Below are 21577 nucleotides of genomic sequence, written 5' to 3'. Positions count from 1 at the left end.
GATGTTGATTTGGGGGGCCGCCGCCAAATCAATGTCGGATTACGGGCACACCGAGCCTAGGTATCTGTCTGGTCTACGGAGATCAAACTGTGGGAGGGGGCTTGCTCCCGATGGCGGTGTGTCAGCCAACAGAGCTGTAACTGAACCACTGCAATCGGGAGCAAGCCCCCTCCCACATTTGGAATGCGGTCGGCTCTAAGGCCGCCGCGGCCTTGCTTTTGATCTGGAATCGCCCCGTCAACCACGCTGGCCGGAATTCGATGTTGATTTGGGGGGCCGCCGCCAAATCAATGTCGGATTACGGGCACACCGAGCCTAGGTATCTGTCTGGTCTACGGAGATCAAACTGTGGGAGGGGGCTTGCTCCCGATGGCGGTGTGTCAGCCAACAGAGCTGTAACTGAACCACTGCAATCGGGAGCAAGCCCCCTCCCACATTTGGAATGCGGTCGGCTCTAAGGCCGCCGCGGCCTTGCTTTTGATCTGGAGTCGCCCCGTCAACCACGCTGGCCGGCATTCCGGCCTTTACAAAAGTGACCCGCTGTAAGAGCGGAACCATAAGCCGCCATTACCTGAATAACGGGTATGTACACCGACAAACCGCAGATCCGAAGCAAGCCCCACATCAAACCACATACATACCCAGACCTACCGAGCCGGCCGCAACAACTGCATCTGCTGCCGATAATCATCCGTCACCTGCCGCGCCTGACTACTGCTGGTAATCACCCTAGGCGTAATCAACACAATCAACTCCGTCCGATCCTTGGACTTGCTCGTATTCCCAAACAACCACCGCAACCCCGGGATCTTTCCAAGGTAAGGCACCGCACTCACCGACTCCGCGTTGTCCTGCTTGATCAACCCGCCCAGCAACACCGTCTGCCCACTCTGCACCGCCACTTGGGTGGACACCGACCGCGTGGAAATACGCGGATTAGTCGGCGTGTCGCTGTTAGTCGACGCCTGATCCTGCGCATCACTGACCTGCTGCTGAATATCCATGTACACCAATCCACCCGGATTGATCCGCGGCACCACGTCGAGGATCACCCCGGTCTGCACATATTCAACACTGCTCAAGGTGGTATCCGAGGTACCCGTGTTAACCGTGGTCTGGCTGATGGGAATGTTGTCCCCCACCTGAATCTGCGCTGGCTGGTTATTCATCACCACCAGCGACGGCGCCGACAGCACCTGGGTGCGACCGTTGGTTTCCAATGCATGCAGCGCCACTTGCAGGTTGGTGCTGACGAAGGAGTAGAACAACGAATCCGCGCCTAGCCCAGCACCGCCCCCCCCCAACGCGCCTTGGCTGCCGGAGGCATTGGCCACAGTGGTGCTGGTGGAATTGCCCGCCAGGCGCCCCAGGTACCACTGCACGCCAAGGTCCAGTTCACCGGTGAGTTTGACTTCGAGAATGCGCGTCTCGATCTGCACTTGCAGCGGTGGATTGTCGAGACGTTTGATCGCCGATTCGATCTCTTTCCACTGCACCGGCCGGGTGCGGACCAGCAGTTGGTTACTGCTTTTTTGCGCGGTGATCCGGGTGCCTGCGTCGAGGCTTTTGGCCGGGGCGTCTTCGGTCGCGCCCTGCTCGGCGGTGTCCTGCTCGACTTCGGGTTCCTGCTCCTCATCCTCTGCGGCGGGTTGGTTGCCATTGAGGTTGTTGCTCAGGCCACCCGGCGTGCTGCCGGACGTACTGTTGGTGCCCGGCGACGACAATGTTGCCGTGCGCAAACCGGGGGCGACTTTGGCCGGGGTATCGTCCTTGATCGCGCCTGTGCCGTAGATCTGCCGCAGGTACTTGGCCAGGTCGGTGGCCTTCATGTTGCGCACGTCATACACATACATCTGCGGCTCGTTGCCGCCGCCTTCGTCGATGGTGTGGATCCAGTCGCCGACTTCACTGAGGTACTGCGGCTGCGACGAAATCGCCACCACCGAGTTGGTCCGCTCGATAGGCAGAAAGCGCACCATGCCCGCCAGGGGCATGCCGCTGTCGGGGCCGAACATCTTTTGCAGTTCGGGCATCAGTTCGGCCACCGAGGCGCGTTGCAGGCCGAACACGCCCACCGACATGCCCTTGAGCCAGTCCACGTCAAAGGTGTCGATGGTGTCCTGGTAATTGGCCAGTTCTTCGGGGGTGCCGGCCAGGCTCAGCACATTGCGCGCCGGGTCCACCAGCAGGAAGGCATTTTCGCGGGCGAACGGCTTGAGCAGTTTCTGCATTTCGGTGGCGGAGATATAGCGCAGCGGAAACAACCGCGCCGACAGGCCACTGGACGGTTGCGACACACGCATTTCGGGGACCAGTTTTCCCGCCACCGCCTGATTCGCCGGCAGGATCACATAACGACTGCCCTGCTTGATCATCGCGTTGTCGGTCCAGGACAGCAGGGTTTCCAGAATCGACAACGCCTGCTGCTTGTTCACCGGTTTGGAGGTGGAGAAGCTGACGTTGCCCTTCACGCCCTGAGCGATGCTGTAGTTCTCGTGCAGCAGATCGCCCATCACGCTGTTGATCACCGCTTCAATCGGCTGGTCGGCAAAGTTGAACACGATGTCGCCGCCGCCCTCCTCCTTCGCAGACGGTGCCGCAACCGGTTGCCGCACAAACTGTTGGTTGCCGCGAATCAGTTGGCGCTGGGGCGGCGTTTTTGCCTGGGGCTGGCCGCTGTCGACCGGCGCCTGTTCGCTGGCCGGGTCCACGGGCGGACGTTGCGAGCCGGTGCCCTGCATTGCTTCGTGCAACAGGGCCTCGTCCGGGTCGAGGTGGTCGGGGAATGTCCCGCAGCCACCGAGGGCGACGGCGGTGGCCAGGCAAAATGCGGTGGTGCGCAAGGCGCCAGGGAAGGTATCGATCAAGGGGTGGACTCGCGAGGAAGGGTAATCGGCGGTGTGCTGGACGGCGGCGGCAAACGCAGGGCCCGCAGGCTCAGGGTTTGGCTGCGGCCGTCGAGTACGAAACGGGCGTCGCGGGGGGTCAGGTGCTCCAAGCGCCAACCATTGGGCAGGGTCTGGTCCTGGTGGACTTTCAACGGCGGGCCGTCGGCGCGCTTGAGCAGCGCCACGCGCAGGTCACCGTCGAGGACGATGCCGGTCAGCGTGAGGCTCGACAGGCTGGAGACAGCGCCTTGGCCCACCGCGCGGTCGGGGCTGCGATCGGGGCTGAACAACGGTGCCTGCCAGGTGCCGGCCAGGCTGTCCAGGGTTGCGCTCGGGGCCACCAACACCTTGGCCGCGGCATTGGCGCGTGTGTCGGGCGCGGGCGGCGGCAACCACTGGGGCGCATCGCCGATGCTGCTGAGGATGCCGGCCATCAGCAGCCCCAACAGCCCGGCCACGCCGATCAAGCCCCACTCCAGGGGACGCAAGGTGCTGATCATCGGCGCACCTGCGCGGCGGCAGCCGGTTGCAGGTAGCCACGCACCAACAGGTGCACCACCAATTTGCCGGCGCCGCCACTGGCGGGTGCGTCCGGGGCGCGGCGGATACTCATTTCATCGACAAACAGAAACGGTCGCTGGTACTCCAGTTCATGGAGGATCGCGGTTAAGGGCTCGATGGCGCAGTTGAGGGTCAGGCTGACTTTGACCTGGCGATAGGGCTCGGCATCGTCCTGCTCCGGGGTGATGGGCATGCGCTGGGTCAGGCTGCAGCCGCCACCGAGACCGGCGCGGCTATTGATCAGGTCGGCGATGCGCTGCATCAAATCGGCGGCCACCGCGCTGGGGTCATCGCCGGGCAACAGGCTGGTGCTGCTAGCCGGGTCCTGGCGCGCTTCTTCCAGTTGCTGGCGCAAGCTGTCGCCCTGGACCAGCACGCCGGCGTAGCGTTGCTGCTGTTCGCGCAGCTGCTCGGCCTGTTCGCCCAGGGTGCGCAACGGTCCGGCGAACCAGCTGTCGATCAACAGCCAATACGCGCCGCCGAGCACCAACGCGAGGACGATCAAGGCCGCGCCACGGCGTTCACGGGGTGTCAGTGGTCGGCGCATCGGCGGCCTCCTGGTGCAGGTGGGCGCGCAAGGAAAACTGATCCTTGCCGGTTTGCGCATCGGGTTGGATGACCCCTTCGAACTGAGCGTTTTCCAGGCTGCGGCAGTTCTTGATGCGGGTGATCAGGGCACTGGCCTTGGCGCTTTGCCCGGAGAAGGAGACGTCGGCACCGTCGTTGACTTCCAACTGGTCGATCCAGGTGTCGGGCGGCAGGCAGGCGGTCAGTTCATTGAGCAGTGCGGCCAAGGGCGGCTGCGCGGCCTTGCGGCGGATCAAGTACTGCGCGGCGCCCCGGGTGTTGAGCAGTTGCTGGCGCAGGGCCTGGACCTCGGCGACCTGGGCCTTTTGCGCACGCACGCTCTGTTGCATGGCGTCGAGCACGCGCTGGCGGTCGTTGAGCCACAGCACCATGGCGGCAATCAGCAAGGCGCCGCACAGCCACGGCAGACTGCGCTGCAAGCCCTTGCCCGCCGGGCGCTGGCGCGGACGCAACGGCGCCGGCAGCAGGTCGATGCCCATGGGCACGCCCGCGCGGTCGTATACGTCCACGGCGTGGGGTTGCAAGCCGAGTGCCGCGCAGTCATCGAGGATCTGGTCCAGACGCTCGCGCAGGATCGCCACCAGCGTCACCTGTAGATGGGCGGCCGTGCGGCGTTCCTGACGCGCGACAAAGTACAGCTGGGCGGCGTCGAACGGAGTGAAGCGGTCCAGTTCGTAACCGACGACCGTGGACAGGTTGCGTGCGGCGGCCACAGGCAATTGCAGGCTCTGCACCAACACGGCGTCCGGTGCCAGCAACAACACCTGGCGCGCCTCGCCGGTGAGCTTTACCACAGGCGCAGTGATCGGCCACGGGTAGACGTGCTCGGGAATGTCATGGGGCAACAACCACCCCGGCAGGCAGCCACGCAGCTCCTTGAGCCACAGGCGCCAGCCCTGTTGCAGCAGGCTGCCGTGCCAGCGCCGGGCGAGCGGCTGCGTCAGCAGGTGCAGACGCGCGGTTAAGTGTTCATTCATTCTTGCCAACGTAGTACTCGATAAGGTTGTGCGCTGCCTTGCGCGGGGCTCAATAACACCGTGGCTTGCAGCTCGGCGTGGTAACCGCCGGGGCGTTGGGCGCGGCTGCTGACCACCAGCACATCACCGGGGTCGGCACCCACCGCACTTTGGTGCGGCAGGTTCAAAGCGCGGCGCATCAACGGGCTCGCGAACGCCGGATCGGGCCGATCCAGGCCGCTCCACAGGCTGATTTCCGGCACCAGCGCGCTGTACAAGGCCTGGGTCATGCCCGGCAGTTGTCGCACTTCTTCCACCACCCGAAACGGTGCAAGGCCCTGGTTGCGGCGCACTTCCAAGTCCCTGGCCAACTGCTTGGCCTGGGCCTGTGTGGCGCCGCAGGCCAGGGCCAAGCGGGCAAAATCCCCCACTTCGGCGCTGTTGAGGTACAACTTGCCGCGCTCGCTGCGCAGGCTCACGTGCAGTTGGGCGTCGTCGAACACCAGCGGGATTTCACGCCCGTCGGCAATCCACTGTTTGCGCTGTAACGGGTCGGCCACGGCTTGCATCGCCAGCGCCACGCCCGCCTCCGCCGCCAGCACGGCCTGGGTGTGCTGGCGATGCCACGCGGCCTGGCGCGTTTCCAGCTGTACCCAACCGGCCAGCCCGCCCAGCAGCAAACTGAGCAAGGCCAGCACCCAGAGCACCAGCAGCAGGGCCACACCCCGTTGGTGCTTGATCATTCGGGCGCCCCGCCGGACAGGTTCAGGCGCAAAGCAACCACCTGGGTCACCCACGGCACCGGGCCGTCGACGCGGGCGGCAATCCGCACCGCGTAGGGCAGTCGTTTGGTCCACGGCCACTCACTGATCCAGCCGGTGGCCTGGCCCTTGGGCGACAAGCCGCGATAGCTGAATTGCAGGTCTTCGACGCCTTTGAGCAACACCTGTGGCTCGCTGCGTGACGCCGGCACGCTGACCTGCGCCAGAGACTCAAACCGCGCAAACGCCACCTGCAAATCACGCTGCGCCTCAGGGCCAGTCAGTTGCAGGGTGAAACGCTGAATGCCGCCACCGAGCACACCGGGCAAGGTCGCCACAAACTGCATGCGCTGCGGTCCGCCCGCGAAAAAACCATCGACCTGGCTGTCGTCCTCGGTCACATCCAGCGGTAACGCCTCGCTGATGGCGGTGCGCAAAAACTGCTGGGCAGCACGCATTTCATCCAGGCTGACCGTGTAGCGCTGGGCCTTGAGTACCGCGCGATTGGCACCGAGCAACGCGCCGCCGACCAGGGTCAGCAGCACCCCCAGCAGGCTGAGCACGATCATGATTTCGAGCAGGGTAAAGCCCTGCTGGCGCCGCTTCACAATCCAGCCCCGGCGGCGCGCAGTTTCAAGGTGCTGAAGCTGGCCTGGCGCGGGCCTTCGCTGACACTCAGGTCCAGGCGAAACAAATGTGCCTGGCCGATGCGGCTGGGCTGTTGGGCGATGCGCAGTTGCCAGGCGATGCCGTCCATTTCGCCCTGGCGCGTGCCGCTCGCCAGAGGCCCGGTACCCTCCTGATCCATTACGCTCAAGGCGGCATGGGTAAGGCGGTCGCTATGGGCTACCTGCAACAACGAGCGCGCGCTCTGGCCGAAGGCGACCAGCAGCACCGTGCTACAGATCGCCATCAGCGTCAGCGCGGCGAGCATTTCCAACAGGGTAAAACCGCGCTGGTCCTTCATGGCAGGGCCTTGGACTGGACGCTGCCGGTCAGCCAGCCAATGTCGATGCGCCAACGTCGGCTGCCGTTGACAAGCAGCACGTTGCCGCCGGTGGAGCTGCCATCAGGATAGAAATCCACCGCCGAGCCCGCTTGCTCGGCGGTGTGCAGCGTTACCTGTAGCTCGGCGGGCCAGTGTTTTTTCGGACGACCGGGCGCCTGAAAACTCAAGTCGCGCAAATCGAAGACGGTACTTTCAGTGGTGCCACCGACAATCGCCCGGGCCCGCGTGCTGCGCAGCGCCTCGACGATCTGCCCGACCGCCTGGCGCTCTTTCGCCGCACGCAGACCTTGTTGCAGGCCAAAACCGACCAACCCGGCCGCGATGCTGATCAAGACGATCACCACCAGCATCTCCAGCAGGGTAAAGCCGCGTTGGGCGTTGGGCATGGTCGTGGGTTATTCCCAGTTGCCCAGGTCGGCGCTGTAGCCTTCGCCGCCGGGTTGGCCGTCCTGGCCGTAGAAGATCAGGTCAAACGCACCGTGCTCGCCAGGAAAGCGATAGCCAAAGGCATGGCCAAACGGGTCTTTGAGGTCCGACGGCTTGGCGTACGGCCCGGCCCAACCGGCGCTGTTACCCGGTTTTTCGACCAGTTGCTGCAAGGTCTTGGGCGGTGAACCGACATCCAGCCCGTAGCTTTCGATTTTCATCGAAAGGCTGGCCAGTTGCGCCTTGCCCGCGCCGTATTTGCCCTTGTCGACGTTACCGCCGACCTGGCGCACCACGATGGTCGCGACGATGCCCAGCAGTACGATCACGGCGAGCATTTCCAACAGGGTGAAACCGCTTTGGCGGCGTGCAGGTTTTGAGCGCATGGAGGTGGGTCCTTGAGGGTTCATATATTGCTGGTCAGGCTCATCAGCGGCAGCATGATCGCCAGCATGATCACCGCCACCAGCACCGCCATGACCACGGTCAGGGACGGCACCAGCGCAGCGAGCAAGCGGTCGATGCCGCGTTTGGCTTCAACGTCGAATACGTCGGCGACCTTGAGCAGCATGCTGTCCAGTTCGCCGGCCTGTTCGCCGACTTCAATCATTTGCAAGGCCAGGTCCGGCAGCAGCGGCTGCGAGCCAAAGGCACTCGCCAGGGTGCCGCCGCCCTTGACCGACTCGGCGGCCTGGGCGACTTGCGCTTGCAGGGCGCGGTTGGTGCAGACCTGCCGGGCGATGACTAGGGCTTGCAGCAGGGCCACGCCATTGCTCAGCAAGGTGCCCAAGGTGCGCGCCAGTCGTGCGGCTTCGACCCGTTGCAACAGTGGGCCGATGAGGCGAATGCCCAACACGCGGCGATCGTATTTTTCGCGGCGCCGGGGGTCCCGCAGGCGAGCGACCAGGGTCCAGATCGTCACAATCAACCCGGCCAACACCGCCAGGCCGTAGGCACCCAGGAATTGGCCGAGATTCAGGATCACTTCAGTGATCAATGGGATCGGCACGCCCAAGTCCTTGAAGATCGGCACGAACTGCGGCACCACATAGGCCAGCAACAGCGCCAGTGAACCTAGTACGCCGACCACCAGAAACGCCGGATAGATCAACGCATTGATCACCTCGCCCCTCAACAGTTGGCTGCGCTCCAGATAGTCGCTGAGCTGGCGCAAGGTGTTTTCCAGGGCACCGCCGGCCTCGCCGGCACGCACCATGCTCAGGTACAGCGGCGAGAACTGGCTGCCCTCCTCTTCCAAGGCTTTGGACAAAGGCTGACCGGCTTTGACGCGCTCACGAATGCGCTCGATCAACGCGCGGGTCTGGGGCTGGCCGGGCTGTTTGAGCAGGATGCCCAGGGAGCGTTCCAACGGCTGTCCGGCGCCCAAAAGCGTGGCCAGTTGCTGGGTAAAACTGACCAACGCCGCGCCGTTCAACTGGCCGCGCCCAAGGGCGTTGCGCAGCCCTTGAGCGCCGGCCACATCAATGTGCAATAACAACAAACCGCGCTTGTGCAGCGCGGCGACGGCGGCATCCTGGTCCTTGGCTTCCAGGGTGCCATTTTGCGGCGTGCCCTGGCTGTCGAGGGCGCGGTATTTGAACAGGCTCACGTGCCCTCCCCTCGGGTAACGCGCAGCACTTCTTCCAGGGACGTCACCCCAGCTACGGCCTGGCGCAGGCCTTCTTCATGCAAGGTGCGCAGGCCGCCGCGACGGGCAGCCTGTTCCAGGGTGGCGGCGTCGGCCTGACGCATCAGCAGGCTGCGCAGTTCATCGTTCATCACCAGCAATTCAGTGATTGCACTGCGGCCGTGGTAGCCGCCGCCGGGCGCGTCGGCGCGAGGGCGATAGAGCATGATCGGGCGCTGCTCGGTAAAACGGTCCAGGCCATGTTCGGCGATCAGTTCGGCCGGTGCTTCGAAAGCTTCTCGAGTGGCCGGATCAAGACGGCGCACCAGGCGTTGGGCGAGGATGCCGTTGACGGTCGAGGCGATCAGATAGCTCTCAACGCCCATGTCCAGCAAGCGCGTGATACTCGCTGCCGCGCTGTTGGTGTGCAGGGTCGACAGCACCAAATGGCCAGTCAACGAGGACTGGATGGCGATGCGGCAGGTTTCCAGGTCGCGGATCTCGCCGATCATGATCACGTCCGGGTCCTGACGCACGATGGAGCGCAGCGCGCCGGCAAAGTCGAGGCCGATGGCCGGTTTTACCTGGATCTGGTTGATGCCTTCGAGCTGGTACTCCACCGGGTCTTCCACGGTGATGATCTTGCGCTCGGCGGTATTGAGCCGCGACAGCGCGGTGTACAGCGTGGTGGTCTTGCCCGAGCCCGTCGGACCGGTGACCAGCAGGATGCCGTGGGGGCGTTCGAGCACTTCGAGGAAGGTTTCCAGGCGCTGGCCATCGAAGCCCAGGCTCTGAAAATCGAACTGCACGGTCTGGCGGTCGAGCAAACGCATGACCACCGACTCGCCAAAACTGGTGGGCACGGTGGACACACGCAAGTCCAGTTCCTTGCCCTGGATGCGCAGCATGATGCGCCCGTCCTGGGGCAGGCGGCGTTCGGCGATGTCCAGGCGCGCCATGATCTTTACCCGCGAAATCACCGCCGCCGATGAACTGGACGGCGGCGCCTCCGCCTCGTGCAGCACGCCGTCGATGCGGTAGCGCACCTTGAGCTGATTTTCGAAGGGTTCGATATGGATGTCCGAGGCGCGATGTTCAACCGCGCGCTGCAGGATCAGGTTGACCAGGCGAATCACAGGCGCTTCGGAGGCCATGTCCTTGAGGTGTTCGATGTCTTCGAGCGCGCCGCCCTGTTCGTCGAGGTTTTCGATCAGGGTACCCATCGCCGAGCGGCCTTGGCCGTAATAGCGCTCGATCAGGGTATCGACTTCATTGCGCGGGCCCACCGCCAGCCACACCGGCACACCGCAGGCATAAGCCATGGCCTGGAACGGATAAACCAACGCCGGGTTGGCCGCCAGCACCCGCAACCCGCCCTGGCTCCAGCCCACGGGCACCACTTGGTGATGGCGCATAAAACGCTCGGTCAGGGCCGGCAACGGGTCGAGCAACGGCGGCGCTGCGTCCGCCAGCAACAGCGGTGCGCCAAGCAGGTCTGCCCAGGCGCGGGCCAACTCCACTTCGGAGACCAGTCCCAGGCGGGTGAGCAGGCCGAGTAATTCGGTGTCGTCAGACTCCTGGGACAGGCGCCGGGCGCGCTCCAGGTCAACGGTTTTCAAGCCGGCGTGCTGCATCAGCCACGCGCAGACCTGTTCGGTGTGCGGGATGTGCATCTGGCAGGCGTTGATGGGCGTTGAGGGACTTGGCATGAGTAGCTATCTGAGGGGCGATGTTCTAAAGGGCTACTGGGAACCCCTGTGGGAGTGGGCTTTCCCCTCCCGCAGGGGGCCGCGTTTCGCCGTTAGTTCGAGGTCTTCGGCGCGGCCTGGCTGCCATTCAACGGTCGGCCACCCTTGGTGGTTTCTGCCTTCTGCTTCTTGGCAGCCTTGGCATCGTGGGACTGGGTCAACACGGTGGAATCGGCGGCGCCGGACTTGGCATCCGCGTCGGTGGCTTCAGCCGCAATGGCCGCGCCGCTCAATGCAACGCCCAGCACAAAACCGGCACCCAGCAGGGACTTTTTCATAAACATTCTCCAGATAAAAAACTGCGAAACGCTCACGTGGCGCCTTGAATCGGTTCAAGACCCTACAGCAAAGCGTTGTGTATGACAGCGTGTATAAAACATGGCCTTTTAGAACTACCGATCAGCGCCACTAGTTCGCCATGCCACCATCTATTTTCTTAAACCAATCGACTGGTAGGTTTAGTCTTAGTTCAAAATCGTAATGAAATATTTCTTATTTCACGCAAAAATTAGCTTTCGTTTGACTTATAACCGCAAGAATTGCCTTAATTATCACGTTTTCGCGGTTCAAAATGCCATCTAGTGATATCGCCAAGACATCATCCACAACAATAATTAACACAATTATTAAACTTACAAAATCTGCAAAACCCGCCAAGTAATTGCAATTAGCCATCGGTTAAACATTGCGATCAAGGCGAACTATTGCCCACGAAAAAGTGACGAGCGTCACCCTATTTTTACTAAACAGTTGTCGGAGAAACCCCATGAATAAACGCAAGATGATCGGTGCGCAGTCGGCGTTTGCCCTGCTGGCGCTGGCCGTGTCCCAGGTGCACGCGGCTACCAGCCCTGCCTTGGACGAAGGCCGGGTGAACCGTGCAGAAAAGGCCGCGGACAAAACCCTGGCGAAGATGACCATGGAAGAAAAACTCGCCTACATCGGCGGCACCGGTGGCTGGGACGTCAAGCCGCTGACCCAATACGGCATCCCACAGATCCACGGTGCCGACGGCGGCGTCGGTGTGCGCTACACCAGTGAAGGCAACGCCCAGGGCGTGGTCTACCCTTCCGGACCGAACCTGGCCGCCAGTTGGAACCCGCGCCGTGCCATCGACCTGGGTCGTGCACTGGGCTACGACACCGCCAGCGGCGGTTATCAGTTCGTCACCGGCCCCGGCGTGAACCTGTACCGCATGCCCTACAGTGGCCGTGCGTTCGAGTATCTGTCCGGTGAAGACCCGTTCCTCGGCGCCAGCCTGGGGCCGGCAGTGATCAACGGTATCCAGTCCCGTGGCGTGTGGGCCAACGCCAAGCATTTCGCGGCCAACGACCAGGAAAGCAATCGCTTCCACCTCGACGAAATCATCAGCGAGCGTGTGCTGCGCGAGATGACCCTGCCGCCCTTCGAGTCCGCCTCGAAGAACAGCAAGGTGGCGATGATGATGTGTGCGTTCCAGAAAGTGAACGGCGAGTTCGCCTGCCAGAACAAACACCTGATGCGCGACATCCTGAAGACCGAATGGGGCTATCCAGGCTTCGTGCAGAGTGACTACAACGCGGTGGTCAACGGCTTGCCAGCGGCGCAGGCCGGCACCGACCTGGACATGATGGGCTACCAGATGAACAGCACGGTGCTCAAGCCGTTCCTGGACAGCGGCGAGCTGAGCAGCGCGACCATCGATGACAAGGTGCGGCGCATCCTCAAGCAGATCTACCTGTACAAGTTCGACAGCAAAGCGCCGTTGACCAGCCACAACATGAACAGCGCCACCAGCAACCGCGTGGCCCTGAACGCGGCGCGCGAAGGCATCGTGTTGCTGAAAAACCAGAACAACCTGCTGCCTCTGGATGCCAAGAAGGTCAAGACCATCGCGGTGGTCGGCAACCTGGCCAAATACGCCCCGCCCACCGGTTTCGGCAGCGCGAATGTGATGGCGGCCAACTACATCAGCGAGCTGAGCGGCCTGCAGCAATTGGCGCCGGGTGCCAAGGTCGAGTTTATCGACGGCCTGTCCCTGGACCCGACGGCCTCCAACTGGACTCACACGGACAGCGACGGCAACAGCGTCAAAGGCGTGAAGACCGAGTTCTTCAACAACACCAACTGGTCCGGCGACCCGGCGGCCAGCCGCACCGATCGCCATGTCGACCTGGACTGGTCCACCGACAGCCTGCCGGTGAACGGCGATACGGCGGCCACTTCGATTCGCTACAGCGGCCAGATCACCCCGACCGTCAGCGGCGAACAGGTGTTCAAGATTCGCGCCGACGGTGCCGTGCGTCTCTACGTCAACGGTAAGAAAGTGCTGGATAACGGCGACGGCAAGCCGCTGCCCAACAACAGCATCCCACCGACCATTCCGGTATTCGCCAAGGTCAATCTGGAGGCTGGCAAAGCCGTCGACATCAAGCTGGAATACTCGCGCCGCAACGGCTACCTCTCGACCATGGGCGGTTTGGTGGGCGTGCAGATGAGCTGGGCCTCGCTGGTGGCGCCACAGGACCTGGCCAAGTACGACGCAGTGCTGGTGGCTGCGGGCAACAGCAATGAATACGAAGGTGAAGGCTTTGACCACAGCTTCGACCTGCCGGAGTTCCAGGGCCAACTGATCCAGAGCATTGCCAAGGTCAACCCCAATACTGTCGTCACCCTGCACGGCGGCACCGGGTTGAAAATGAGCGACTGGATCGACCAGGTACCGGCCGCATTGCATGCGTTCTACCCTGGGCAGAACGGCGGCCAGGCATTGGCGGAGATCCTGCTGGGCAAGGTCAACCCGTCGGCCAAGTTGCCAATCAGCATCGAGCGCAACATCGAAGACAACCCGATCTACGCGACCTTCCCCAAGTTCGACAACCAGGAAACCCTGGCTGAGATGAGCTACAAGGACGACCTGTTCCTGGGCTATCGCGGTTACGAGAAAAAAGGCATCAAGCCGCTCTACCCGTTCGGCTATGGCTTGTCGTACACCACCTTCGGCTACAGCAACATCAGCGTGACGCCAGGGGTTGCAGTTGCAGGGGCGCCGATCAAGGTGTCGTTCGACCTGGCCAACACCGGCAAGGTGGCGGGCGCCGAAGTCGCCGAGCTGTACGTGGGCCAGAACAACCCGAAAGTCGAGCGTGCGCTCAAGGAACTCAAGGGCTACAAGAAAGTGTTCTTGAAGCCGGGCGAGAGCAAGCGCGTGACCATCGAGCTCAACGATCGCTCGCTGGCCTACTACGACGTCAAGAGCAAGCAATGGGTGGTGGACGCCGACAGCTTCAACTTGTCGGTGGGCGCGTCGTCTCAGGACATTCGCCTGAACGCCAAGCTGGTCAACCCGTTCCGCCAGGAACTGTCGACGACCACCAGCAACCCGTTGCCGCGTTCAGCGCTCAATTCGACGTTGCGTGAGCTGCCACAGGTGAAGACTGGCGGTGTGCTGCATCAGAATGAAGGCGACAGCGGCACCAGTGAAGGTGATGGCTATGACATGAGCGATGACAGCAGCCAGGGCAGTGCTTCCGGTAACTGATCCCGACTCGGTCTAATGTGGGAGGGGCAAGCCCCCTCCCACATTTTTGACTGTGTTTGACTCAGGTTCGAATGGCCGCTTCAACCCGCGCAATGTAGGCGTCGAAGCGCGCCACCAGATCCACCTGCTCGGGAAACCGCAACCACTGGATCTGCAGGCCATCCATCATGGCCAGGATCTCCTCCACCAGCCCGGCGATGTCCACGTCGCCGCGCACCTCCCCCGCCGCCACCAGGTCGGCAAACTGTCCTTGCATGCGTTGGTGAATCGCCGCGTAGCGCGCCTGGAACCACGCCCAGGCCGGCTGGGTATCCAACAGACTTTCGGCATTCAAGATGGTAAACGCGCGCACCACGCCAGGCGCCGTGGCATTTGAACGATTGATTGCGCGCAGGCTGCCGAGCAAACCATTGAGGGTTTTCTCCGCACGCACTTCATCGGCAATTCGCTGGTTGACCTCATCACGCCGCTGCAACACGCCCATCAACAGTGAGATCTTGCTCGGAAAATGGTGCAGCAACCCGGCCACGGAAATCCCTACGATCCCCGCCACCTGCGCCATCGAGGCACCGCTGTAGCCTTCCAGGGAAAACACTTGCAAGGCCGCATCCAGCAGCTCTTCGCGGCGTTTTTCACCTTTGGGTGCGCGGCGGGTTTTCGGCGGCGACTCGGTCATGGAAAAGTCCTGGAGGAAGAGGCTTGCACCGTATCCAAAATGCCACCGCGCCGCAAATAAACCTCGGGCGAGTGTCGGGGCTTCAATGGAACGCTCTGGGCGATCCGTGCCAATCAATGCTCGGACTTGTCCCAGTTAACCCGAGTAAGACGCCATGATCGCTTCAAGACTATTCACGCCTCCGCTGCCCGCGCCACCCCCCTCGCCCGCCGAGGACGGCGACAGCATTCAACCGACCGAACGCCTCTCCCGAAGTCGCCGCGATGTGGGTGAGCCCGATAAATACTGGCCGCAGCACAGCACCCTCAAAATCGCCATGTATGACTACGAGATGGACGACCCTTATGTGCAGGCGGTCAAGCAGGCCGCCAGCGAGTGGCTGCCCCATATCAACCTCAAATTCGAATTCGTCAGCGGGGAAGAAGGCGATGTTCGCATCTCGGGGGTGCCGATTCATCAAGGTTCCGGGGTCTCAATGGTCGGTACCGATGCACAAAAAGTCTCCCCCGGAATGCCGACCATGAACCTGCCGATAGACTACTCGTCGACTTCATTCGCCCACACCGTGTTGCACGAATTCGGCCACATGCTCGGCGCCCGGCACGCCCATCAGCATCCTGACGCGAATATCCCGTGGGACCTGGCCAAACTTGACCGGCATATACCCCATCACTACCAGCAAGCCAACTTGCTGCCCCTGCCGCGCAGCGCTGCCTATGATTTTCTGCCGTATGACGAAGACTCAGCCATGCACTACGCGATCAACCCCGCGTTGACGACGAGTAATACCTTCCACTCAAGAAACTCGATGCTCAGCCCAGGCGATATCGCCTGGGCAAACAAGGCCTACCCGAAGGCAGCTCGTCGGACCGGCACATAAGCATACGAGCCCGCGTGAGTAGCGCCCGGTTGTGTCAGGCACTCTCACGCGCGATCAACTGACATTGCAAGAAATTCAGCCGCTGGACGTCATCCGCAACCGGTAAGACCCCCAGGCTTTCCAGGACCCGCGTCGCCGCCAGCACACCAATCTCAAGCGCCGGCGGTTTGATGGTGCTCAGGCTCGGCAGCAGCATTTCTGCAAACGGGTAATCACCGAACCCAAGCACCGCGCACTTCAATCCGGAACGCTGCCCGGCCAGCAGGCCACCGGCGGCCAGGTTGTCATTGGCGAAGAAGATCGCCTCCGGTGGGGTGGCGTGGCTCATCAGCGCCTCCATGGCCTGCTTGCCCGCCTCGAACGGTGCGCGGCCGGCGTCCGGGACGAACACCTGGGGCTGCACGCCCAGCTCGACCAGGGTTGCCGCAAATCCTTCCCCACGCTCATGGGCGCTGAAGTCACCCGCCACGCTGTTCTGCACGAAGGCCATGCGCCGATAGCCCTTGCCATGCAGGTAACGCGCGGCGCTGACGCCGACCTGGTAGTGGGAAAAGCCGATCTGTACCGGTGCACGCTCGGGCACGTAGTCCCAGGTTTCCACCACCGGAATGTCCGCGTCGGCAATCATCTTTTCAGTCGCCGCACTGTGGAAGCGACTGGTCAGCACCAGCGCCGCTGGCGACCAACCCAGAAACGCCCGCACCGCGCTTTCTTCTTGCTCAGCGCTGAAGTAACTCGACGCCAGCAACAGTTGGTAGCCATGGCGACTGAGGGTATCGCTGAACCCCTGAATGGTATTGGCAAAAATCGGTCCGGAAATGTTCGGGATCACCATCGCCACGATCCGCCCACGCGCCGACGCCAATCCGCCGGCCACCAGGTTGGGCACGTAACCCAGCTCGGCGACTACTTGGGCAATGCGTTCGCGGCGTTCTGGGGACACCTGTTCCGGCTGGTTGAAATAACGCGACACCGTAATAGCCGACACGCCAGCCTGGCGCGCCACGGTATTCAAGGTGACACGCCCGGCGCCACGGCGTTTGCGCGGTTTTTCTTCGCTCACGGGAGAATCCTGTTAACAACCAAAAAGAATATGAGACTAATTTTTAAGTATTTGACGCTCTAAAGCAGAGCTAACAATAATGCCGATGTTAGCGCTAACAAAGCGCGCTGTCTGCTACTCGCTCAAGCGAATGTCCAAGACAGTTTCACAGGCGCTGACGGTCGTAGAACCGCAGCGGACCAGGGCATTTTTTGAGCGGGCACAGCATGCACAAACACACTCACTTATTATTCCTCGCCGGATTGACCGCACTTCCGGCAGGCGTCGCCGTTGCCGCCGACGAGCCGCAAGCCACCCTCGAAGCGGTGACCGTCACCGCCACCCGCCGCGAAGAATCCCTGCAGAAAGTCCCGGTGGCGGTCTCGGTACTCGATGGCGAGCAACTGGAGCGCGACAACCGCAACGGCGTGGCGAGCATCGCGCAACAGGTGCCGTCGCTGAACTTCCGTACCGGCGCATCGAACAAGGACACCTCATTATTCGTACGCGGCGTGGGTACCATCTCCACCTCCCCCGGCGTGGAGCCGACGGTGGCCACGGTGATCGACGGCGTGGTCTATGCGCGCCCCGGCCAGGCCACCCTCGACCTGCTGGACCTGGAACGCATCGAAGTGCTGCGCGGCCCCCAAGGTACGCTGTTCGGCAAGAACGCCTCGGCCGGTGTGCTCAACATCACCAGCAAGGCACCCACCGCCGAGACCCACGGCTACATCGACCAGTCGTACTACAGCGGCAATGAAAGCCGGACCCGTTTCGGCATCGGCGGCAGCCTGGTGCCGGACGTGCTCAAAGGCTCGGTCAGCACGCTGTTTGGCAGCTATGACGGCAACGTCGACAACCAGCACAACGGTCAGGAGGTCAACGGTTACAACCACAAAGGCATTCGCGGCAAGTTGGAATTCACCCCCAACGACGACGTGACGCTGACGCTGATCGCCGACTACATGCAGTCCCACGACGATGCACCGAATGGTGTGGTCAGTAAGTCATTGACCCCGGCATTCAGCAACGCCTTGAGCCCGGTGCGGGCCTCCAGCGACAACCGCGACATCAACACCGATACGCGCAGCCATGTCGAGGACACCAACAAAGGTTTGTCCGCCCAGTTGGACTGGAACCTGGGCGACTACACCCTGACCTCAATCACCGCCTGGCGCGGCTGGGACAACACCCAATTCCAGGATGGCGACCGCCTCGGCAGCGTGACCGCCGCGTTTCCCGGCACTGCCGACAAGGGTGAGCTGGCCTTCGACCAGTACTCTCAAGAGTTGCGCCTGGCCTCGCCCAAGGGTGAATTCCTGGAGTACGTCGGCGGCCTGTTCTACATGCATGGCAAGGACGAAGAGACTTACCAGCGCACGCTCACCACCACCACGCGCACCGACCGCGGCGTCGCCGACTACAGCACCACCAGCGACAGCTACGCGGTGTTCGGCGAGACCACGCTCAACTTCACCTCGCGCTTTCGCGGGATCGCGGGCCTGCGCTACACCCATGACGACTTGAAATACGATCACCGCCGCGTATCCACCTCGGCCACCACCGTCAGTGGGATTCAACCGGCCACGTCCAGCTCGGGTTCAGTGGACGAAGATGGCTGGTCCGGGCGCCTCGGCGTGCAGTACGACCTGACCGATAACATCACCAGCTACCTGACCTACTCGCGCGGCTACAAAGGCCCGGCCTACAACGTGTTCTTCAACATGCAGCCGCGCGATACCGATGCGCTCAAGCCGGAAACCTCCAACACCTGGGAAGCCGGGATCAAGGCCACCGCCTGGAACAACCGACTGACCACCAACCTGGCGGTTTTCCACAGCGACTACGACAACTACCAGGCCAACTTTTTCGACTCGGTCGCCGGCCAAGTGGTGACCCGCCTGATCAACGCCGGCAGCGTCAGCACCGAAGGCGTCGAACTCGATTACGCCTTGCAGGCCACCCAGCAACTCAAGCTCTCCGGCGCCCTGGCCTACACCCGTGCACGCATCGACGAATTCGCCTGCCCGGCGGGCGCGGCGGCCACCTGCAACGTCAACGGCAAGCCGCTGCCCTACAGCCCGGACTGGAAGAGTTACGTACGCGCCGACTACACCATCCCACTGGATAACGGCCTGGATATCGAACTGGGCACCGACTACAGCTGGCAGAGCGAAGTGCAGTACGACATCAGCCAAAACCTCGACACCAAACAAGGCGCCTACGGCATCTGGAACGCCAGCGTGGCCCTGGCGGACTACAGCAATGGCTGGCGCGTGGCGCTGCTGGCCAAAAACCTCGCCGACAAGTCCTACTCGCCGTCGCTGGCCAGTGGCGGCAACTACATCTACCGCGCCGTACCTCGTGACGATGAACGTTACTTCGGCGTGCAACTGCGCAAGGATTTCTAACATGAGCCGTCAGCTGAAACTCGGCGCCTTTCTCATGGCAACCGGGCACCATGTGGCCGCGTGGCGCCATCCGGACGTACCGGCAAATGCCGGGCTGGATTTCGCCCAGTACAAACACTTGGCGCGGGTGGCCGAAGCGGCCAGGTTCGATGCACTGTTCGTAGCCGACAGCATTGCCGCGCCCACGGGCGAGATCGCCAGCCATATGGCGCGATCGGATCATTTCGAGCCGCTGACCCTGCTCTCGGCGTTGAGTGCGGTGACGGAGCATATCGGCCTGATTGCCACGGCGACCACCACCTACAACGAGCCCTACCATGTGGCGCGCAAATTCGCCTCGCTGGATCACCTGTCAGGGGGGCGGGCGGGTTGGAACCTGGTGACGTCGGACGCTGCTGCAGAGGCGCAAAATTTCGGCCGCGATGAACACGTGGGCCATGCCGAGCGCTACAGCCGCGCCCGCGAGTTTCATAAGGTGGTGACGGGCCTTTGGGACAGCTGGGAAGACGACGCCTTCGTGCGCGACAAAGCCAGCGGCACCTACTACGAGCCGACGAAGCGGCATGTGCTCGATCATGTGGGCGAACACTTCCGGGTCAAAGGCCCGCTGAACGTGGCGCGCTCGCCTCAAGGCCAGCCGGTGATCGTGCAGGCGGGTTCTTCGGAAACGGGCCGCGATTTGGCGGCACAGACCGCCGAGGTGGTGTTTACCGCACAGACTTCGCTGGCCAATGCCCAGGCATTTTATGCTGATCTCAAAGGGCGCCTGGACGGGTATGGACGTCAGCCGGATTCGCTGAAAATCATGCCCGGCGTGTTTGTGGTGGTCGGGCACACCGAGGCCGAGGCCCAGGCAAAATTCGAGGCATTCCAGGATCTCGTGGAGCCCGAAGTCGGCGTTGCTTTGCTGGGGCGCATGCTAGGCAATTTCGACCTGTCCGGGTACCCACTGGATGGACCGTTGCCGGAGCTGCCATTGACCGACAGCGGGCAACGGAGCCGTCAGCAATTGCTCAGTGATTTGGCTCATCGCGAACAGTTGACCCTGGGACAGCTGGGACGGCGCATCGCCGGTGGTCGCGGGCATTACAGCCTGATCGGCACGCCCGTGCAGATTGCCGATGAGCTGCAAAACTGGTTCGAAAACGGCGCGGCGGATGGTTTCAATATCCTGGTGCCTCATCTGCCCGGTGGGCTGGAGGATTTCGCCCAGTGGGTGGTGCCTGAACTGCAACGGCGTGGCCTGTTGCGCACCGAATACACCGGCACGACCTTGCGGGAAAACCTCGGTTTGGCGCGCCCGGAAAATCGCTTCAAGGAGACTCCGGCATGAAGATCCCGGCACTGTTGTTGGCCTTACTGATGACCCAAACCGCGTGGGCGGCCGAGCCGGACACCCTGCGCATCGGCTACCAGAAAGGCTCCATCGCTTTGGTCCTGGCCAAGGAACATGGCCTGTTGGAAAAACGCTTCCCGCAGACGGATGTGAAGTGGATCGAATTCCCCGCCGGCCCGCAGATGCTTGAAGCGCTCAACGTGGGCGCACTGGATGTGGGCTCCACCGGCGACATCCCGCCGCTGTTCGCCCAGGCGGCGGGCGCCGACTTGGTGTATATCGGCGCCGAGCCGCCCAAGCCCAGCGCCGAAACCATTCTGGTGCGCAATGACAGCCCACTGCATTCGGTGGCTGATTTGAAAGGCAAGAAAGTCGCCTTCCAGAAAGGCTCCAGCTCCCACAACCTGATCCTGCGCGCGCTGAACAAAGCTGGCCTGAGCTACAAGGACATCCAGCCGGTGTACCTGCCACCCGCCGATGCCCGCGCGGCGTTCGAACAAGGCAGCGTGGATGCCTGGGCGATCTGGGAGCCCTACTCGTCCCTCGCCTTGAGCCAGAGCCCCAGCCATGTGCTGGCCAATGGTGAAGGCTTGGGGTTGTCGGGACCGGTGTACACCGCGCGGCGTGAATATGCCCAGGCCAACGGTGGATTTATCCATGATCTGCTGGGTGAGTTGACCAACGCCGAAGCACTGACCCGCAGCCAGCGTGAGGACAGTTTGAAGGTACTGACAGCCTTCATGGGCCTGCCCGGTGACGTGATCGCCCGCTATATGGATAACCGCCCGCCATCGCCGATTTTGCCGATTGATGAGGGGATCATTCAGGCGCAGCAAGCGACGGCGGATTTGTTTTTCCAGAACCGGTTGTTGCCCAAGGCGATTGAGGTGAAGCAGGCCGTGTGGAAATCCGAAGTCCACTGAAATCCAAATGTGAGAGGGGGATTGCTCCCGATGGCGGTGTGTCAGTCACTTGATGTTTTGACTGTTGCACCGCCATCGGGAGCAAGCCCCCTCCCACAGTTGAGTGGATTCCAGTCCGGCAATGTGTTGATCGTGAATGCGTAAAGATAAAGCTAAGTAACTGCCCCCCCTCCCACAGTTGAGTGGATTCCAGTCCGGCAATGTGTTGATCGTGAATGCGTAAAG

The 21577-nt window shown here is 62.4% G+C and carries 19 protein-coding genes; 5 read left to right on the top strand and 14 right to left on the bottom strand.

The features are described 5' to 3' along the window. Positions 1–647: 647 nt before the first annotated feature. The 12 genes from gspD to BW43_RS13125 form a co-directional block, all read right to left on the bottom strand. Positions 648–2867 carry a type II secretion system secretin GspD gene (gspD, locus tag BW43_RS13070; protein WP_032887247.1) on the bottom strand — a complete coding sequence of 740 codons (2220 nt, stop codon included), beginning with the start codon at positions 2865–2867 and terminating at the stop codon, positions 648–650. Further along, positions 2864–3388: a general secretion pathway protein GspN gene (locus BW43_RS13075; protein ID WP_032887245.1), complete on the bottom strand. Its 525-nt coding sequence runs from the start codon at positions 3386–3388 to the stop codon at positions 2864–2866. The genes gspD and BW43_RS13075 overlap by 4 nt, the downstream gene beginning before the upstream one ends. Then, positions 3385–3996 carry a type II secretion system protein GspM gene (gspM, locus tag BW43_RS13080; RefSeq protein WP_032887244.1) on the bottom strand — a complete coding sequence of 204 codons (612 nt, stop codon included), beginning with the start codon at positions 3994–3996 and terminating at the stop codon, positions 3385–3387. Before gspM ends, BW43_RS13075 begins: the two co-directional genes overlap by 4 nt. After that, on the bottom strand, positions 3971–5014 hold the full coding sequence (locus BW43_RS13085) for a PilN domain-containing protein (protein ID WP_032887243.1): 1044 nt from the start codon (positions 5012–5014) through the stop codon (positions 3971–3973). Before BW43_RS13085 ends, gspM begins: the two co-directional genes overlap by 26 nt. Beyond that, complete coding sequence (locus tag BW43_RS13090; RefSeq protein WP_032887242.1) at positions 5011–5736, bottom strand: hypothetical protein; 726 nt, start codon at positions 5734–5736, stop codon at positions 5011–5013. The genes BW43_RS13085 and BW43_RS13090 overlap by 4 nt, the downstream gene beginning before the upstream one ends. Continuing rightward, positions 5733–6362, bottom strand: a complete 630-nt coding sequence (locus BW43_RS13095) for a prepilin-type N-terminal cleavage/methylation domain-containing protein (protein ID WP_032887241.1) — start codon at positions 6360–6362, stop codon at positions 5733–5735. The genes BW43_RS13090 and BW43_RS13095 overlap by 4 nt, the downstream gene beginning before the upstream one ends. Beyond that, on the bottom strand, positions 6359–6721 hold the full coding sequence (locus tag BW43_RS13100) for a prepilin-type N-terminal cleavage/methylation domain-containing protein (RefSeq protein WP_032887240.1): 363 nt from the start codon (positions 6719–6721) through the stop codon (positions 6359–6361). Before BW43_RS13100 ends, BW43_RS13095 begins: the two co-directional genes overlap by 4 nt. Continuing rightward, positions 6718–7149: a prepilin-type N-terminal cleavage/methylation domain-containing protein gene (locus BW43_RS13105; RefSeq protein ID WP_032887238.1), complete on the bottom strand. Its 432-nt coding sequence runs from the start codon at positions 7147–7149 to the stop codon at positions 6718–6720. The genes BW43_RS13100 and BW43_RS13105 overlap by 4 nt, the downstream gene beginning before the upstream one ends. Before the next feature lie 9 nt (positions 7150–7158). Then, entirely contained in the window at positions 7159–7575 is a 417-nt protein-coding gene (gspG, locus tag BW43_RS13110; RefSeq protein ID WP_095185610.1) for a type II secretion system major pseudopilin GspG, read from the bottom strand. Between the two features lie 20 nt (positions 7576–7595). Further along, positions 7596–8798, bottom strand: coding sequence for a type II secretion system inner membrane protein GspF (gene gspF, locus BW43_RS13115; protein WP_032887236.1), 1203 nt, complete (start codon positions 8796–8798; stop codon positions 7596–7598). Continuing rightward, positions 8795–10489, bottom strand: a complete 1695-nt coding sequence (gene gspE / locus BW43_RS13120) for a type II secretion system ATPase GspE (protein ID WP_032887234.1) — start codon at positions 10487–10489, stop codon at positions 8795–8797. Before gspE ends, gspF begins: the two co-directional genes overlap by 4 nt. A gap of 128 nt (positions 10490–10617) precedes the next feature. Further along, entirely contained in the window at positions 10618–10842 is a 225-nt protein-coding gene (locus BW43_RS13125) for a hypothetical protein (protein WP_032887233.1), read from the bottom strand. Positions 10843–11330: 488 nt separating this feature from the next. Between BW43_RS13125 and BW43_RS13130 the strand changes: the two genes are divergently transcribed. Next, on the top strand, positions 11331–14084 hold the full coding sequence (locus BW43_RS13130) for a glycoside hydrolase family 3 protein (protein ID WP_032887232.1): 2754 nt from the start codon (positions 11331–11333) through the stop codon (positions 14082–14084). A 61-nt stretch (positions 14085–14145) separates the two neighbouring features. Here the strand turns inward: BW43_RS13130 and BW43_RS13135 are convergent, their stop codons facing one another. Beyond that, positions 14146–14760 (bottom strand): TetR/AcrR family transcriptional regulator, encoded by a 615-nt coding sequence (locus BW43_RS13135; protein WP_032887231.1) that lies wholly within the window; start codon positions 14758–14760, stop codon positions 14146–14148. 154 nt (positions 14761–14914) lie between these two features. Between BW43_RS13135 and BW43_RS0127520 the strand changes: the two genes are divergently transcribed. Continuing rightward, positions 14915–15640, top strand: coding sequence for a M12 family metallopeptidase (locus BW43_RS0127520; protein WP_081797720.1), 726 nt, complete (start codon positions 14915–14917; stop codon positions 15638–15640). Positions 15641–15674: 34 nt separating this feature from the next. Here the strand turns inward: BW43_RS0127520 and BW43_RS13140 are convergent, their stop codons facing one another. Continuing rightward, a complete protein-coding gene (locus BW43_RS13140; RefSeq protein WP_032887230.1) occupies positions 15675–16703 on the bottom strand; it encodes a LacI family DNA-binding transcriptional regulator in 1029 nt (342 codons plus the stop codon). 206 nt (positions 16704–16909) lie between these two features. On the opposite strand from BW43_RS13140, the gene BW43_RS13145 reads away from it, so the two are divergent. From BW43_RS13145 to BW43_RS13155, 3 genes are read left to right on the top strand one after another with little or no spacing between them, the layout of a single operon-like run. After that, a complete protein-coding gene (locus BW43_RS13145) occupies positions 16910–19093 on the top strand; it encodes a TonB-dependent receptor (RefSeq protein ID WP_032887229.1) in 2184 nt (727 codons plus the stop codon). A 1-nt stretch (position 19094) separates the two neighbouring features. Continuing rightward, the gene (locus tag BW43_RS13150) at positions 19095–20426 is read left to right on the top strand and encodes an LLM class flavin-dependent oxidoreductase (protein WP_032887228.1); all 1332 of its coding nucleotides are present in this window, start codon (positions 19095–19097) and stop codon (positions 20424–20426) included. Continuing rightward, complete coding sequence (locus BW43_RS13155) at positions 20423–21352, top strand: sulfonate ABC transporter substrate-binding protein (RefSeq protein ID WP_032887227.1); 930 nt, start codon at positions 20423–20425, stop codon at positions 21350–21352. The genes BW43_RS13150 and BW43_RS13155 overlap by 4 nt, the downstream gene beginning before the upstream one ends. The last annotated feature ends 225 nt before the right edge of the window (positions 21353–21577 follow it).

Origin of the sequence: Pseudomonas sp. RIT357 (genome assembly GCF_000632245.1) — a bacterium.
Taxonomy (GTDB): Bacteria; Pseudomonadota; Gammaproteobacteria; order Pseudomonadales; family Pseudomonadaceae; genus Aquipseudomonas; species Aquipseudomonas sivasensis.
Note: the sequence above shows the minus strand (reverse complement) of the source record. Positions and strands in the feature narration are given on the sequence as shown.